Origin of the sequence: Tenacibaculum ovolyticum DSM 18103 (assembly GCF_000430545.1) — a bacterium.
Taxonomy (GTDB): domain Bacteria; phylum Bacteroidota; class Bacteroidia; order Flavobacteriales; family Flavobacteriaceae; genus Polaribacter; species Polaribacter ovolyticus.
The window spans coordinates 73420-89859 of the sequence record NZ_AUMF01000017.1; the positions used below are offsets into that span (position 1 = coordinate 73420).

The 16440-nt window shown below is 30.5% G+C and carries 14 protein-coding genes; 6 read left to right on the top strand and 8 right to left on the bottom strand.

What is annotated here, in order from left to right:
• Nucleotides 1–44: 44 nt before the first annotated feature.
• Nucleotides 45–2858: a VPS10 domain-containing protein gene (locus H518_RS0106480; RefSeq protein ID WP_028888304.1), complete on the bottom strand. Its 2814-nt coding sequence runs from the start codon at nt 2856–2858 to the stop codon at nt 45–47.
• 147 nt (nt 2859–3005) lie between these two features.
• Here H518_RS0106480 and H518_RS0106490 point away from each other — a divergent pair, with 147 nt between their 5' ends.
• From H518_RS0106490 to H518_RS0106515, 6 genes are all read left to right on the top strand, one after another.
• Nucleotides 3006–3908, top strand: a complete 903-nt coding sequence (locus H518_RS0106490) for a RimK family alpha-L-glutamate ligase (protein ID WP_028888305.1) — start codon at nt 3006–3008, stop codon at nt 3906–3908.
• Nucleotides 3875–4840 (top strand): succinylglutamate desuccinylase/aspartoacylase family protein, encoded by a 966-nt coding sequence (locus H518_RS0106495; protein WP_028888306.1) that lies wholly within the window; start codon nt 3875–3877, stop codon nt 4838–4840. Before H518_RS0106490 ends, H518_RS0106495 begins: the two co-directional genes overlap by 34 nt.
• A 74-nt stretch (nt 4841–4914) precedes the next feature.
• Nucleotides 4915–5166 (top strand): hypothetical protein, encoded by a 252-nt coding sequence (locus tag H518_RS0106500; RefSeq protein ID WP_028888307.1) that lies wholly within the window; start codon nt 4915–4917, stop codon nt 5164–5166.
• A 134-nt stretch (nt 5167–5300) separates the two neighbouring features.
• Nucleotides 5301–6611, top strand: a complete 1311-nt coding sequence (locus H518_RS0106505; protein ID WP_028888308.1) for a DEAD/DEAH box helicase — start codon at nt 5301–5303, stop codon at nt 6609–6611.
• A gap of 8 nt (nt 6612–6619) precedes the next feature.
• Entirely contained in the window at nt 6620–7189 is a 570-nt protein-coding gene (locus H518_RS0106510) for a Crp/Fnr family transcriptional regulator (RefSeq protein ID WP_043706639.1), read from the top strand.
• A 66-nt stretch (nt 7190–7255) separates the two neighbouring features.
• A complete protein-coding gene (locus H518_RS0106515; protein WP_028888310.1) occupies nt 7256–8548 on the top strand; it encodes an aminopeptidase P family protein in 1293 nt (430 codons plus the stop codon).
• An 83-nt stretch (nt 8549–8631) separates the two neighbouring features.
• Here the strand turns inward: H518_RS0106515 and H518_RS0106520 are convergent, their stop codons facing one another.
• The 7 genes from H518_RS0106520 to H518_RS0106555 all read right to left on the bottom strand — a co-directional run bounded on the left by H518_RS0106520 (nt 8632) and on the right by H518_RS0106555 (nt 16102).
• On the bottom strand, nt 8632–8994 hold the full coding sequence (locus H518_RS0106520) for a cupredoxin domain-containing protein (protein WP_028888311.1): 363 nt from the start codon (nt 8992–8994) through the stop codon (nt 8632–8634).
• A gap of 86 nt (nt 8995–9080) precedes the next feature.
• The gene (locus H518_RS0106525) at nt 9081–9638 is read right to left on the bottom strand and encodes a carboxymuconolactone decarboxylase family protein (protein WP_028888312.1); all 558 of its coding nucleotides are present in this window, start codon (nt 9636–9638) and stop codon (nt 9081–9083) included.
• 537 nt (nt 9639–10175) lie between these two features.
• Nucleotides 10176–11024: a helix-turn-helix domain-containing protein gene (locus H518_RS0106535; protein WP_028888313.1), complete on the bottom strand. Its 849-nt coding sequence runs from the start codon at nt 11022–11024 to the stop codon at nt 10176–10178.
• Between the two features lie 220 nt (nt 11025–11244).
• Nucleotides 11245–11706, bottom strand: coding sequence for a hypothetical protein (locus H518_RS0106540; RefSeq protein WP_028888314.1), 462 nt, complete (start codon nt 11704–11706; stop codon nt 11245–11247).
• Nucleotides 11696–14557: a hypothetical protein gene (locus H518_RS0106545; protein ID WP_028888315.1), complete on the bottom strand. Its 2862-nt coding sequence runs from the start codon at nt 14555–14557 to the stop codon at nt 11696–11698. Before H518_RS0106545 ends, H518_RS0106540 begins: the two co-directional genes overlap by 11 nt.
• A 14-nt stretch (nt 14558–14571) precedes the next feature.
• On the bottom strand, nt 14572–15168 hold the full coding sequence (locus H518_RS0106550) for a hypothetical protein (protein WP_028888316.1): 597 nt from the start codon (nt 15166–15168) through the stop codon (nt 14572–14574).
• Nucleotides 15169–15397: 229 nt separating this feature from the next.
• Nucleotides 15398–16102, bottom strand: a complete 705-nt coding sequence (locus H518_RS0106555) for a hypothetical protein (protein ID WP_028888317.1) — start codon at nt 16100–16102, stop codon at nt 15398–15400.
• Between the last annotated feature and the right edge of the window lie 338 nt (nt 16103–16440).

Consider the following 16440-nt stretch of genomic DNA (forward strand, 5'->3'; position numbering starts at 1 on the left):
AAAAACTCCATTTAAATTAAATGGAGTTTTTATTAAAAGCGTACTTATTTTATTTCAAATACTTGTTTTTTATTATTTATTTCAACGGTGTACTCTCCTTTAGGTAAATAATAGCTCCCGTTTTTAGCTTCTTTTATTACAGTATCTTTGTGTTTCTTTATATATTTTTTTCTTCCTTTATCAGAAAAAGAAACATCATAAATTGCTTCATTAAATCCTTTTTTTCCAGATACCTTTAATGAATTCACCAAAACTTCACCTGAATAAATATCTATCGTAACTTCTTTATTTTCGTTTACATAAAACGGAATAGCTAGTTTAGGTGTATTTGCTTCTAACCATTTACTCCAAGAGCTTCCCCAAAAATTACTTTTCCTAATGTTTTTGATAGAAAATAACGCTTCCTCATTATTAAACTCTTGTAACGGAGCTACATTTGCCTTATACAAACTACGCCCATGAGTTGCCACTATTAAGTGTTTTGCTGTAGGCTGTATTACTAAATCATGAACCGCTACATTTGGTAATCCTTTTTTAAATGGTTGCCAACTCCCCCCTTTATTTAAAGAAGTATACAATCCATTATCAGTACCTACATATAAAATCGTTTCTTTTTTCGGGTCTTCTTTAATTACATTTACTGGCGATGCAGGAATATTACTACTAATATTTTTCCATGTTTTACCGTAATCATCAGACTTATAGATATAAGTTGTAAAATCATCAAATCTATACCCGTTTAAAGTAACGTATACGCTCTCTTTTTTATGTTTTGAAGCAATTACACGAGTTACCCATAAATCTTGTGGAAAAGAATCAGATATCTTACTCCAACTTCCACCTCCATCTTTAGAGACATGCACCAAACCGTCATCTGATCCCACATAAAGTAATCCAAATTGAAACGGGCTTTCAGAAATTGTTGTTAAAGTACCATAAGCAACATTTCCTTTTTTACCTCCTTTCGTTAAATCACTAGAAATAGTTTCCCAAGTATCTCCATTATCTAAAGATCTGTGTAATTTATTTCCTCCTAAGTATAAGATATCTTGATTGTGTTTTGACAGTTGAATTGGTGTTTGCCAATTAAAACGATATGGTGTTTCTCCTAATGTATGTTTTGGCTGAATATATCTTTGGCTCCCTGTTTTTCTATCAATACGATAATAATTACCAAACTGATAACCTGTATATACAATATTTGGATTTCTGTCATCAACGGCAACTTGCATTCCGTCTCCACCCATTAAACTTTCATACGGGTTTTTACCTGTTTGTTTCCAACGTTTATTAATTTTTGCACTATTGTTTGCTACCCAAACCCCATTATCCTGTAAACCTCCATACACTTTATAATTCTTTTGATTATCAGCATATACCGTATAAAACTGACCAACTGCTGGTTGATTTGCTTTTATCCAACTTTCTCCATCATCATACGAAATATTTAATCCTCCATCATTTCCTTCTACTAAATGCCCTTTCTTTTTAGGATCTACCCATAATGCTTGATGATCGGCATGTACGTTTTCTTTACTAATAGATGTAAAAGTTTTCCCACCATCTTTCGATTTTAAAATAGGAACCCCCAATACATAAATTCCATTTTCATCTTGTGGATCAACTCTAATTTCACCAAAATAATATCCATAAGAATAATACAAATCGTCTAAGTAATCTTTATGCGTTTTTTTCCAACTTTTACCTCCATTCGTTGTTTTAAAAACCTCAGCTCCAACAACAGGCGTATCAAATAATAAAGTGTTTGCGTTCTCTAAATATTTAGCTAAATCAGCTGGCTTAACAGAACCTGCACGTACCATTTGCTTTACATTTTCAGCACGATATTTTTCCTGAAAACCATTCATTTTTAAATAGGTGTTCAGTTTTTTATCTTTTAATTTTAAAAATTCTGAAACTTGCATTGTTTTAAAATCATCTTTAGTCAATGCATTAGAGGTTACTTTTTTCTTTTTATCCTTTCTTCTAAATTGACTATCATGAAAAGCATACACCGTATTTTCATTAAAAACAGCTAACCCAATTCTACCAATATTTTTACCTTTTGGAAACCCTTTATTCTCAGAAATTTTAACCCAAGAATTACCTGCATCTGTAGATTTATAAATTGCAGAATTCTCCCCATCACCTTTAAAACTCCATGCTTTACGATCTCGCTCCCATGCTGCTGCATACAATACCCTAAAGTTATCAGGCGCTGGTTGCACATCTATAATACCTGTATTATCATTAACAAACAGGGTTTTATTCCATGTTTTTCCGCCATCAGTTGTTTTAAAAATTCCTCTTTCAGTATTTGAAGAATATAAATGACCAATAACTCCAATAACAACCTCATCAGGATTTTTAGGATTAATTAAAATTCTACCAATATGATGAGAATCGGTTAACCCAACATTCACCCAAGTTTTACCTTTATCAGTCGATTTTAAAATTCCGATACCAGCATACGATGAACGAGAAGAATTGTTTTCTCCTGTTCCCACCCATATTGTGCCATTCTTCCAATCTACAGCAATATCACCAACATTCTGTGTAGGAGAATTATCTAAAACGGGTGTAAATGTTGTTCCGTTATTATTTGTATACCATAACCCTCCAGAAGCATACCCTACATAAAATTCTGTTGTATTTTCTGGATTCACATCAATATCAACTACACGACCACTCATTACCGTTGGCCCTATATTTTTAAAAGGTATATTTTTAACTAACGATGTTTTTGTTAATGCCTCTTTTTGTAATAATGCTTCTTCAATTTTCTTAGGCGAAGTAGCTTGTTGTGCTATTAAAGCATATGGTAAAAATGCTATAAAGACTTTAGTAATCGTTTTCATTATGTTTGGTTTAGAACCGATGAAATTACTTGATGTATATTTGATATCAAAAAAATTAACAAAACATTAGTTTTATTAGCCTTTAAAAAATCGCTTTTTTGCTGCAAAAAAAATGTTAGCTTTGTGTAATCTGAACAAACAAAACTTATGAACATTTTTATTCTTTCTGTTAGCGATCAAATATATTCTACCCAAAGAATATACAAAGAAGCCAATCGCCGTGAACATAAAGTTAGCATTATTAACCACTTAAAATGTTCTATAAAACTAACTAACGGGAAATCAGAAATAATTTACAATGGTAAAAATATTATCGATATTCCAGATATAATTATACCTCGTATTGGCGCTTCTGCTACTCGCCATGGTGCTGCAATCGTTAAAGAGTTTGAAATGAACGGAGTGTATACGACGGCTAGTTCTTCAGGGATTTTACAATCACAAAATAAAGCTTGTACTTTACAAATAATGAATAGAAAGAACATTCCTATTCCTAACACTGTATTTTCTGTAAATCCAGAAGATATTAGTGAACAAATAGATTTGTTAGGAGGTACTCCTATTATAATAAAACTACAAGAAGGTACTCATGGTTCTGGAGTTATTTTAGCAGAAAGTAAAAAATCAGCAAAATCAATTATCGACACCCTTTACAACACAAATACTAGTATTTTATTACAAGAATTTATTGAAGAAAGTAATAGTGAAGATGTTCGAGCTTTTGTGGTCGGTAATAAAGTAGTTTCATCTATGAAACGAAAAGGCTCAGATGATGATTTTCGTTCTAATATACACCAAGGTGGTAGTGGCTTTAAAATTGATTTATCGCCTGAAGAAGAAAAAATAGCTATAAAAGCAGCTCAACATTTAAACCTGCCCATAACAGGAGTTGACCTAATTCGCTCTAAAAGAGGTTCACTTTTAATAGAAGTTAATTCAACACCTGGTTTACAAGGAATAGAAGCATACACAAAAGATAATATTGCTAAATCAATTATTAAATTTTTAGAAGAGGAATGTTCAAACAAGAGTTTAAAAATAAAATCATAGAAATACGCGGAGAAAAAATTAACTTAGGAGAATCTAAATTAATTAAAATCCCTGTAGATAGATTACCTACTGGCACGCTTATCGAAATTCCGGTATATATTTTTAATGGAGATGAACTTGGTCCTACCGTTTTACTACAAGGTGGTCTTCATGGGGATGAAGTAAATAGTGTTGAACTTGTTCGCAGACTTTTAATAGATAAAACGTATAAAATTCATAGAGGCTGCGTTATTGTTGTACCGCTTTTAAATGTTTTTGGCTTTTTAAACTTATCACGTAACATGCATGGTAAAGATGTAAACCGAAGCTTTCCTGGTTCTAAAAATGGTTCATTAGCAAGTAGAATGGCACATTATTTAATGAAAGAACTTGTAAACAATGTTGATTTTGCTATTGATTATCATACTGGTGGTGCCCAACGAAATAATTTTCCTCAAATAAGATATACTCCTGAAGATAATCGAGGTTTTGAACTCGCTAAATTGTTTAATGCTCCATTATTTTTTGGTTCTAAACTTATACCTAAATCTTTTAGAAACCAATGTTATAAAAACAATATACCTGTAATAGTATATGAAGGTGGAGAATCGTTACGTTTAGACGAAAATGCGATTCAACAAGGAATAGATGGTACTTTACGTATTTTAAAACATTTTAGAATGATTCATAAAGATGTTGACATTCATCAAAACTCAACATCCATTCAACTCTATAAACGAAAATGGATTCGTGCTAAAGTTGCTGGCTTATTTAATCCTAAAGTTAAAAATGGAGCTAGTGTTAAAAAAGGAGAAGTTTTAGGTCACATTATGGATACTTACGGTAAAACAAATTTTGCAGTAAAAGCTCCTACTGATGGTTATATTATCTCAAAAAACAATTTCCCTGTTGTAAACATGGGAGACGCTTTATTTCATTTCGGAAAAACATAACTACTTGATTTAATTTGCTTTATAAAATAATTTTACCTTTCTTTAGAATCAATTAACCAATTAAAAACAAAATTATGGAATTAATTATTAGCTTATTAAGTGGTGCTGTTGGTGGTAATATTGCTGGTGCCTTACTAAAAAAGTTTTCAATGGGTACACTTTGGAATTCTGTTATAGGTATTCTTGGTGGTGGTCTTGGAGCTCAATTACTAGGCATGTTAGGCATTGATATTAGTGGTATTATTGGTAACATTGCTGGTAGTGGTATTGGAGGCGGTGCTTTAATGGTTATTATTGGCCTTATTAAAAGCATAATAAAAAAATAAATTTTTAAATATTAAACTAACAAGACGTCTTGCATTAGACGTCTTTTTTTATTTAAAGTACTTCCTAATAAAATAGCAGTACCTTTGCAGGTTCAGAGAGATACTTATTTTAGAGTGTTTCTAAAATAATATATATGACATTTAAATCTTTAGGATTATCTGATGCTTTACTAAAAGCTATCAAAGAAAAAGGATATGATACTCCATCACCAATACAAGCAAAAGCAATACCTCTTATTTTAGAAGGAAAAGATGTATTAGCTTCTGCTCAAACAGGAACAGGTAAAACTGCTGGTTTTACATTACCTGTTTTACAATATTTAGCTGAAACAAAACACCCTAAATACCGTCCAGTAAGAGCCTTAGTATTAACACCTACAAGAGAACTTGCTGCTCAAGTTTACGACAACGTAAGAGAATACAGTACCTATTTAGATATTAGATCTACTGTAGTTTTTGGTGGCGTTAAAGCGGCTAGTCAAATAAAAACATTAAGGCAAGGAGTAGATATATTAGTAGCTACTCCTGGTCGATTATTAGATTTGCACGACCAAAAAGCAGTATCTTTTAAAAGAATTGATGTACTTATTTTAGATGAGGCTGATAGAATGTTAGACATGGGGTTTGTTAGAGATATTAACAAAATCATTAGTTTTATGCCTACAAAACGTCAGAATTTAATGTTTTCTGCTACGTTTTCAAAAGATATTAAAAAACTTGCTGAAGGTATTTTAAAAAACCCTGTATCTGTAGAAGCGGCTCCACAAAACTCTACTGCCGATAAAGTTTCTCAGAAAGTTTATACAGTAGATAAGGGTAAAAAAACAGAAGTTGTTACTAATTTAATTAAAGATGGTAATTGGAACCAAGTTTTAATTTTTACAAGAACAAAACATGGTGCTAATAAATTAACTAAAAAGTTAATTGGTTCTGGTGTAACAGCAGCAGCTATTCACGGAAATAAAAGTCAAGCAGCAAGAACAAAAGCTTTGGCTAGTTTTAAAGGTAATACTATTCGTGTTTTGGTAGCTACTGATATTGCCGCTCGTGGTATTGATATTCCTTTACTACCACACGTTATAAATTTCGAATTACCCAACGTACCAGAAGATTATGTACATAGAATTGGTAGAACTGGTAGAGCAGGCGCAAAAGGAGAAGCTATTTCTTTAGTTTGCAGTGAAGAAACCGAATACCAAAGAGAAATAGAAAAAATACTAAAGCAAAAATTAAAAACAGAAGTTATTCCTGGCTATGAGCCTACAGATACTGCGGGTCCTAAAAGAGCGGCTACCCAAAATAAAAAATCTGGAGGAGGAAAGAAAAAAGGAGTAGGCGCTACACACAGAGGTGCTGCTGAAGGGATTAAAAAACCTAAAAGACAACGCCCTAGTAATCGCCCAAATAACAATGATAGTTCTTCTAGAAAAAGCAGAAGGCGATAAACCTATAAATGATTTTTTCTAATTACATAGAAAACATATTAGAATCTCAGGAGTTTGGAAACCAAATTTCTGAGATTTTACATTTTTTCACCCCCTTAAAACTATCTAAAAATAATTTTCTGGTTGAAAAAGGAAAAATATGTGAATATTTCTGTTTTATAGAAAGTGGTATTTTACAACATTCTATTACCGTATCCGAAGAAGAAAAAACAACGTATTTAGCCTTAAAAAACTCTTGTACAGCCGCTTTAAAAAGCTACTTACAAAAAACACCATCCCGTAAAAACATTAAAGCTTTAAGTGATTGTGAATTACAAGTAATTTTAGTTGACGATTTTAAACACTTATTAAAAACTAACAAAGCTTTTCATCAATTCTATTATACTTTAATTGAAAATCAAATATTTTTAATTGATGACTATAGAATAGACCTGTTAACACTAACACCTGAAGATCGTTATAAAAAACTACTTCTTAACGAACCTAATTTATCAAACAAGGTTCCACTACATTATTTAGCTTCTTTTTTGGGAATTTCTACCAGACACATGAGTAGAATTCGTAAAAACATAAAATAGTGCCAAATGGCTACATAGTTAAAGCTATCTTTTATTTATTTTTGACAATATTTAATTGTTAGCATTATGAAATACAACCCAATAAATCGTGACTTATTTATAAAAAATCGTAAAAACTTTATGGCGCAAATGAAGCCAAATAGTTTAGCCGTTTTTAACTCTAATGACGTATATCCAGTAAGTGCAGATAGCGCACTTCCTTTTGAACAACACCGTGATATTTTCTTTTTAAGCGGTGTAGATCAGGAAGAAAGTATTCTACTATTATTTCCTAATTGCCCAAAAGAGAATTTACGTGAAGTTTTATTTTTACGTGAAACAAACGAACATATTGCTGTTTGGGAAGGTGAAAAATTAACAAAAGAAAAAGCATTAGCAACTAGTGGAATAAAAACTGTTTTCTGGTTACAAGATTTAGAAAAAGTATTAGCAGAAATGATGGCACTTGCCGAAACTGTTTATATAAATACCAATGAACATTATCGTGCTTCTGTTGAAACCGAAACTCGTGAAGCTCGTTTTACCAAATGGTTACTAAATAAATACCCTGCGCACTCTGTTGCAAAGAGTAATCCTATTTTACAACGTTTACGTTCTTTAAAAGATCCGATAGAATTAGATTTATTACAGCAAGCCTGTGATATCACCGAAAAAGGATTTAGACGTGTGTTAGATTTTGTAAAACCTGGTGTTTGGGAATATGAAATTGAAGCAGAGTTTATTCATGAATTTATTAGAAATCGTTCTAAAAAATTCGCTTATACACCTATTATTGCTTCAGGTAACAACGCAAATGTTTTACATTATATTGAAAACAACCAACAATGTAAAGCTGGTGAATTAATATTAATGGATGTTGGTGCTGAGTACGCTAATTACTCTTCAGATATGACTCGTACAATACCTGTTTCTGGTCGTTTTTCTGACAGACAAAAAGCAGTGTACAACGCGGTAAATCGTGTAAAAAACGATGCAACGAAATTATTGGTTCCAGGAACTATTTGGGCTGATTATCATATTGAAGTTGGTAAATTAATGACTTCTGAATTATTAGGTTTAGGTTTATTAGATAAAGCCGATGTACAAAATGAAGATCCTAATTGGCCAGCATACAAAAAATACTTTATGCACGGTACTTCGCACCACATGGGCTTAGATACTCATGATTACGGATTGTTACACCAACCTATGGAAGCTAACATGGTTTTTACTGTAGAGCCAGGTATTTATATACCAAATGAAGGTTTTGGTATTCGTTTAGAAGATGATGTCGTAATTCAAGAAAAAGGAAACCCTTTTAACCTAATGCGCAACATACCAATAGATGCAGACGAAATTGAAGATATTATGAATAAATAATAGTTTTATCTTTCTAAAAAATTCAGTAGAAGAAAATCCCGCAAAATTGCGGGATTTTCTTTTACTATAAGTTAAATAAAAAATTATTCAACAGTTAAAGTATATTGAGGAGTTGGATTTAAAGGACAAAAATATACATATTCACCTTTCTTTAAAGTTACTTTTTTAGAAGTAGACTTCGAATTATTTTTAACTACAGATGTTACATATGCATTTTTAATATGATTTTCTGCCTCTACCTTTCCTTTAGGAGCTAATACAAAACCGACATCATGACCTACTTCTTTATTAGAAATTTCAAAAATATATGTTCCTTCACTTAAAGTTAATCCTTTTTGAGTAAACTCACCTTTTGTTTGTTCTAAAGATACTGTTTTTGCTTCTTGTGCGTTTGCTTGAAAACTAACACTTAATACTAATACTAAAATTGCGATAATACGTTTCATTTTATTGGATATTATAATTAAAAAATTTATTTAAAGAATGAACTTTTACAATAGCTTTCTGCTATAAATAATTGTTCAAGGTTTTATTAAGAATTTACAGTAAACTTCCCTGCTTCTACTTTCGGAAAGTCAACCTCAGTTTTTGCAATATGATTTACATAGTTTGTTAATGTGTTAGAAACTACATTTAAAACAATTTCTAAGATGTCACTATCATTATATCCTGCTACTTTTGCTGCTGCAATTTCATCAGAACTTATATTTCCTCTATTTTTAGTAATGCTCTGAGCTAAATTTAAACCTGCTTGTACCTTTTCATCAGCTGCCAAACCTTGTCTATTTTGTTCTGTTTCAGCATCTGTTAAGCCATTCATTTTACCTATTGCTGTATGTGCAGATAAACAGTAATCACATTCGTTCTCTTCAGCAATTGCTAATGCTAGTTGTTCTCTAAACTTATTAGAAAAATTTCCGCTTGCAGTTAAATCACCTAAACTTAAGTAAGTTTGTAATGTAGCTGGTGAATTACCAAATACTTTTATTAGATTAGGTATAAAACCTAATTTGTTTTGTACAGCATCAAATAATTCTTTTGATTTTCCTGTAGTCGTTTCTGGATTTAATGTTTTAATTCTAGTACTCATATTTTTATGTTTTAATATTATTATTTAGATTCTTCACAATTACACATTTCTCTATCAGGAAATTGTTCGTCATACTCTTGATAACCCCAACAGTTAGGGCATTGATTATTTTGTGTTGCTTTCATCTTTTTTGCATTTTATTTAACCGAAAAACTATTGGCTAAAAATTCTAGTACAAAGATGCGATGAGAATAGGGTTTTAAAATTGGACAAAAGTTCCTTAAGCTTGGACTTATACCAGTTCTAACTTAAAAGAACTATTATAAAGTCATTATTTCACAGTAATTCCAAACAAAAACTCATATTAATAATAAAATGATTTCTTAACCTATGTAAACAAATTAGTTAAAGAGTAGCTTTATATTTGCAGTATTATTACACATAGCATATCCCCGTATGTTATTCCCCCTTAATAATATACCCCCTTATACTCGTAGCCCTTTGTGTGTTACGAGTTTTTTTTACTCTTAAAAGAATTATACCAATTCGGACATAACATAATCGGTAAAATACATTTACTTTATATCCGAATTAGCATTAGAACTCTCTTTGTTCTTTTTGAAATTGTTTTGGCGAATGCCCTGTTGCTTTTGTAAAAAAGCGAGAAAAGTAAGCAGGATCATTAAATCCTAAATCAAACGCAATATATTTTATCGTTTTTGTAGAGTACAATAATTTACGTTTGGCTTCTATTATAATTCTATTTTTAATAAAATCACTCGGACTTTTAACGCCTATTTTATTAAAATGTTTTGTTAATGACTTGGGTGAAATTCCTAAACGACCTGCATAATCAGTAACACTGTGTAGTTTTTTAAAGTTTAACTCCACTAATAAACTAAAATCTTTAAATAGTTTCGTTTCAACCGCCTCTTTTATAACGTGGTGTTCTTTTTTTATACGAACTGCATGTATAATAAACTGTTTTAAATAGGCTTGTAACATATCATATTGAGCAGTTTCTGTATTTTCGAATTCATCTACTAAACTTTCAATTATAAAACTTAGTTTCTGAATATCTTTTTCACATGGTTTTACAAATGGAGTCTCATAAATATTGTTAAACAAAACTCCGTTACAAGCAACCTCAGCATCATGAGCCTGTATGCAATAAAAATCTTGTACAAAGCTTAATTGATATGCTTCTTTAATTTTTTCAGAGTCTACAGAAAAAATTTGCCCTGGTGATAAAAAAAACAAAATTCCACCATTAAATGAGTAGCTTTCAAAATCGATATGATAAGTTCCCTTACCTTCTTTTATCCAAAAAATTTTATAAGTATCTATTTGTTCTGGCTTATTTACTACGCATGCCTTTTCAAACTGTACAGTTTGCAACGAAAAAACATCTTGGTATTTATAAGTTTTTATATCTTGAATAGCCATTTCTTACATAGTTTTATTCTTGGTCGAAAAAATTAAAATTACTGACATAAAAACTGAAAACATTAGCCATTTCAATAAGTAATTATAAATGAATTTTATTTCACTATCATATTTTCTAGAACCTCCATGTAAATCATAAATAAATTTGTACACTAACTACCATAAAAAAACCACCTTTCCAGAAAGGTGGTTTTGATACTATAATACTGGTTATTCTGTTTTAAAAAGAAATATCTTTTTTAATTCTATGTATCGCTTCATTAATTAGTTTTGAAAATGTACCCATAAAGTTTGGACGAACTAAAGGAAATTCTCCTCTTTTTTTACCATAGGGATCTAGTATATGAATTTGTGGGTCTTCATCTTCTTCATCTAAATAAAAAATACTTGATTGCCCGTCTAATATATCAAAAACAAAATATGGACGCTCCATACTGTACCCACAATATTCTAAATCTTCTTCACAATCTTCTCGGACGTCATCAAAATCAGGGTCAACAATTCCTTCTCCTCCCCATTTTCCTGCTAGGAAAAGATACTCTCTAAATGCGAGAGGAAAAATTTTACCAGAATTAAATTTTTCTTCCACTTGTTTTATTTCTTTTAATTCCATTGGTTCTCTTGGAGCTATCTTTCCTACTTGTTTTTCAGCTTCAAGTTTTTTCATATACTTAATTTCCATTATTATTTCCTTTTTGTTTTCTATATAACTTTTCGTATCTCTTTTTTATTTCCTTTAAATCAGGGTATTTCTTTGTCAATTCCTTAAAACCTTTTACTTCAACATCTGTTTTCACTACAAATTTAATCTTCTTTCCTCTTGCTTCTAGCATTTGTTTTAAAAGTACAAATTCTTTTTCGCAGCTACCGCAGGTTTTAAAAATGTTAGATGTTTCAATAATAAATTCATCTGCTTTATCAATATGGTTTTTTAAGAAATTATAAATGAATTTTATTTCACTATCATATTTTCTAGAACGCCCGTGTAAATCAAATGCTCCTGTTGCAAATTTCTCATATTCATCATAATTTTTAAAAATATCAATAGTGTTCTCTGGGAGCTTAGGTGGTTTACCAAATGTTTTAATAATTTTATCTATATCCCCTGACAAAGAAAACTCTTCCACCTTATCAAAAACTTTACCATCATGTAAAAAATTAATTTTAAATTCTGCTTGGTTATGTCCTCTTACTAAACCAGGGTAATCATCTAAACGTTTCTTGAATAAATTTAGTAACTCCATTTTTTGAATAGGAATTGATTGTATAGATTGTTTAAATAACTGACTAAATTGCTTCGTTGGAGTATTAAAGTATTTTGCCCTGAATTGTATAAAATCATCTAAATGTATTTGATTTGTTTCTACTTGTGCAATTTTCTTTATCTCTTTTAGTACTTTTCTTTCTTGCTCTATAAGATTTTTAACATTTTGTTTGTAGTTTTTATCTTTATGATTAAGTTTTGAAATGTTATCTCCTGTGTCTTTTCTTAATTGTTTTTTTAAAACATCTTCATGAGTTATTATTTCTTTTGCTGTTTTTCTAATTTTAGTAGCTAGTAAATCGCTTACATCAATACTTAAACTTGCCATTTCTAACCAAAAAAGGTACTTTGTGATTGTACGTCCTAAGTCAGTATCGGCATTGTTGGTTAATTTTATTAAAGCATTTACTGAGGCTTCACTAACTTCCATCCCTCCTAAAACTGCTTTTGCCGTAGCAATTACTTTTACTGCTTTACGTGTTTTAAAGAATATGGTTTTTCCTCCTTTTAAAATTTTAAATAAACGCCCTGCTTTTAAAATATTTCCTACTCCAGAAATGGTCGTAACAATATCTACTGCATATTCACCCGCTGTAATAATATTTTTCCAAAACGCGGTTTCATTATTTGCATACAGCATAAATGCAGGAAGCACAGTAAATAACTGATTGGTATTGTCTTCATCTTTTAATATAAATTTCGGGTTATCGCTATCAATTAAAACTATTGGGGCAAAGGGATGGTATTGATAGTTGTGCTCTTCTTGTTTTTCTATCAATTTTTTTTCATTCCCATCGGCTGTTCTTGTAATTATTTCTTCAAACTCTCCTGTTTTTACACTAACAGAAACATCAATAATAGGTTGTTTCCCTTCCCAGTTTATGGTAGCATTATCTGTATAAAAACCTAGTTTTTGATCAGAGCGGTAATCTATCAGTAAAGGGCTTAGTTCTTTTTGGTTTTTCTCTACAGCTTCCTTTATTAATTTGTTTTGTTCTGGATCTATTTTACTATAGTCACTGTTTTTCCATATATTCCATATAAAGTATACAACATCTTTAAATTGCTTACCATCTAAACCCTTTATTAGTTTATGTAATAAAATTTCTCCGCCTGCTTTTTCGGTAATTAATCTTGTAATAAAAGTATTGTTGTTTTTTATACTTCCCACATATACTTCCTCTTGTCTCTCTCCTTTTTCTACAAGAAATCCTTTTAACCTATTATTCTGCTTATGATAAATAATTTTTAATAGCTTTAAAATAAGATCTTCTTCATTAATACCTCCTGCATTGGCTACATTCCCTTTCGCTAAATCAACTAACATAACCCATAACGAGTTTCCGTTTGGTCTACCATTATCTATCATAATATATAACGGTGTAGGCATATGGTAAATAACGGATAACCTATGCGAGTTACTTGAGCTACTATTGTAATAGTTAATTGTATTGTTTGTTACACTTTCTAAAAAACGGTAGCGCCAACTCGATAAAAAGGCGTTATAATCACTGTAATAGTTAAAAATAGTTTGGTTTAAAAAGCTAAGTACTGTACTTAATTTTTTAAAGTAAATTCGTATCGCTATAAACTTAGCATCATCACTTGTAGGAGTTGCATTAATGGCTTCTTTATCGTGCTTTATATAATAATATGATAACGAATATTTATAATCGCCTCCCCATAATTTATGGAGTCTCGGAAAGCGATGTACAGTATCGGTAACGGCTGTATTTTGTATTAAAATTTCTTCATTAGAGGTGGTTCCGTATACATTATTGTAATAATATTTTAGTTTTGGCTGTGTAACTTTTAAGTAATTGAAATCATTGTAATTATAATTAATATAGTTTATACTATTATTTGTAACGGTAAACTCTATGGAAGTTATTAATTGATTTTGCTGGTTTATATAAAAACTATAGGCTACATTATTATGTATTTCGTTTGGCAATACTATTTTCACTATTGGCTCTGGCAAATAATCTTCTAGAATATAGGTATCACCCCCTTCATACACTATAGGCTTATAGTAGTTAATATTGTTATTACTAAAGCCTAAATAATATGCTTGCCCACTACTATTTAAAAATAATGTAGCGTTTAGCTCTATTTCTCTATATTGCTGAGACAAGGTAGTTTTAGAGATTGTTTCTGCTTCAGCAACCCCTTCTTGCGTAATTTTTCTTACCTCAACTTCGCTGCTTTCTTTTCCCTTGAAACTGGGAATACTTAAATATTTTATTAAATCGTTAATCCTTGTAATCATTTCTTTTTCTTTTTTTAATCAAACAATCTCCACCCTATTCCTACATTATGTGTAAGTTGTCTATTTGCAAAGTTTACTCCATAGCTCGCAAACCACTTTCCTTTTCGATTGTATTGCAGCCCAAAGGTTAGGTTATCGAATGTTTGAGTATTGCCACCAACTTCAGAAAACAGATATAGTCCGCTACGATACGTCTTAGGGTGTTCAATAGTTTTAGTAATGGTAATTTCTCTAGGTACTTTCAATTTATAGGCTAATTGGCTACCTAGTAATTTCCCTTTTACCAAATTGTAACTATAAATTTCTACATCGGTATTATTTAGAGTATCTCGGTATATTTTGGCTGCTATAAAATTTGTGGTATCTTTTATAAAAAGGGTGTCTTTTATTATCTTAGTTACATCGTTTTTATGAACATATACTTTTTTATATTTTACTGTTTGTATTTTAAATGTATCTATTTTAGTTTGCCAGATAGTATCTTTTATTACCGTGATTTTAGGTTTTTCAATCGCTGTTTTATTTGTTCTTTTTGAAAATAGATTGATACATAAAAGCACTATAATGACACCCAATAGAAATCTATCGGTTTTATTATTTAAAAAATTCATGTTGTTTTTTAGGTTTAAAAAGTGTTTGTCATTCCAAAAATGTGGTAAACAAGTATAGAACCTCATCAGAATGACAAAAAAACACGAAGTACTAAAGGGGGAAGTAGGGGACTAAAAGCTATTGTTAGCGGTTAAAATTTAAAGTTTATTACAAAAGCATACGCTAATTCATTCAAAACGGAAATTCAACTACAGCCTTCCAACTTTGTTACTATATCATAATATTGTTTTATAAATTTAAAATTTCATAAGTAACCCAAAATGTAAATACACCAGCACCAGTTGTTGGCTGTGTTCCATAACCATGATTTATTGTAACTTCAAATGGTTGATTCTCTACAACAGATAATTCTGTGTCAAAGTATATACCTCTACCTGCATATATTTTATCAGAAACAACATCTGTGTTAATCATTTGTTCACTACCTCCAACAGGTTTTAAATTAAAAGAAAATTCTGAAGTAGAATCATATGCAACCGTTACATTACCTCTTATAACAATATTATGACAATATATTAATTTGTTAACTCCTTTAGCTAATATTAATGTATTCTTTGAAACTCCTGCAGTGAATACAGGATTAGTTATTGTTACCTTTTCAGTTATTATTTTTCTTGAATAGTTAGCATCAGCATACTCTTTTGTTATTAAAGGCTCATTTGATGATGAAATTAAACTAACTTCTTTAACAACCTCTCCGTCTTTTAATAATGACAGTTTATTAGCAACAATATCTGACAAAGTATATACTGGTGTTGTTTTTTCTAAAGCCACACTCACTTCACCCTTTTCATCAATTACAAACCTACGATTTGCTTCTCCCTCAGATTGTTTACTATCTACATAACTATCAATTAAATCTGAGTATTGTTCTTGAGTTGGCTTATCACCAGTTTCGAAATGTTTTTTTAATGTTTCTTTATTTTGTTTCATTTTTGTTCTTTTTTATCGGTTTTAATTTTTTTTTTTGATAAAAAAGAGTCGCTAAAAACTATTGCTAGCGACTAAACTTTTTACCTAACTAATAAGGACTATTTTTATATGATATGGGACGTTACAATGTTTTCCGAGTCATCAATACTAACTCTATAATTTTTTATAAAAAATAATGTCTTTTACAATCGTTGTTTTATTTGTTTTTTTGAGAACAGGTCGATACATAAAAGTATTATAATAAAATTCACGTTGTTTTTTAGGTTTAAAAAGTGTTTGTCATTCCAAAAATGTGGTAAACAAGTATACACTTTCTATTATTACATCATCAGAATGAT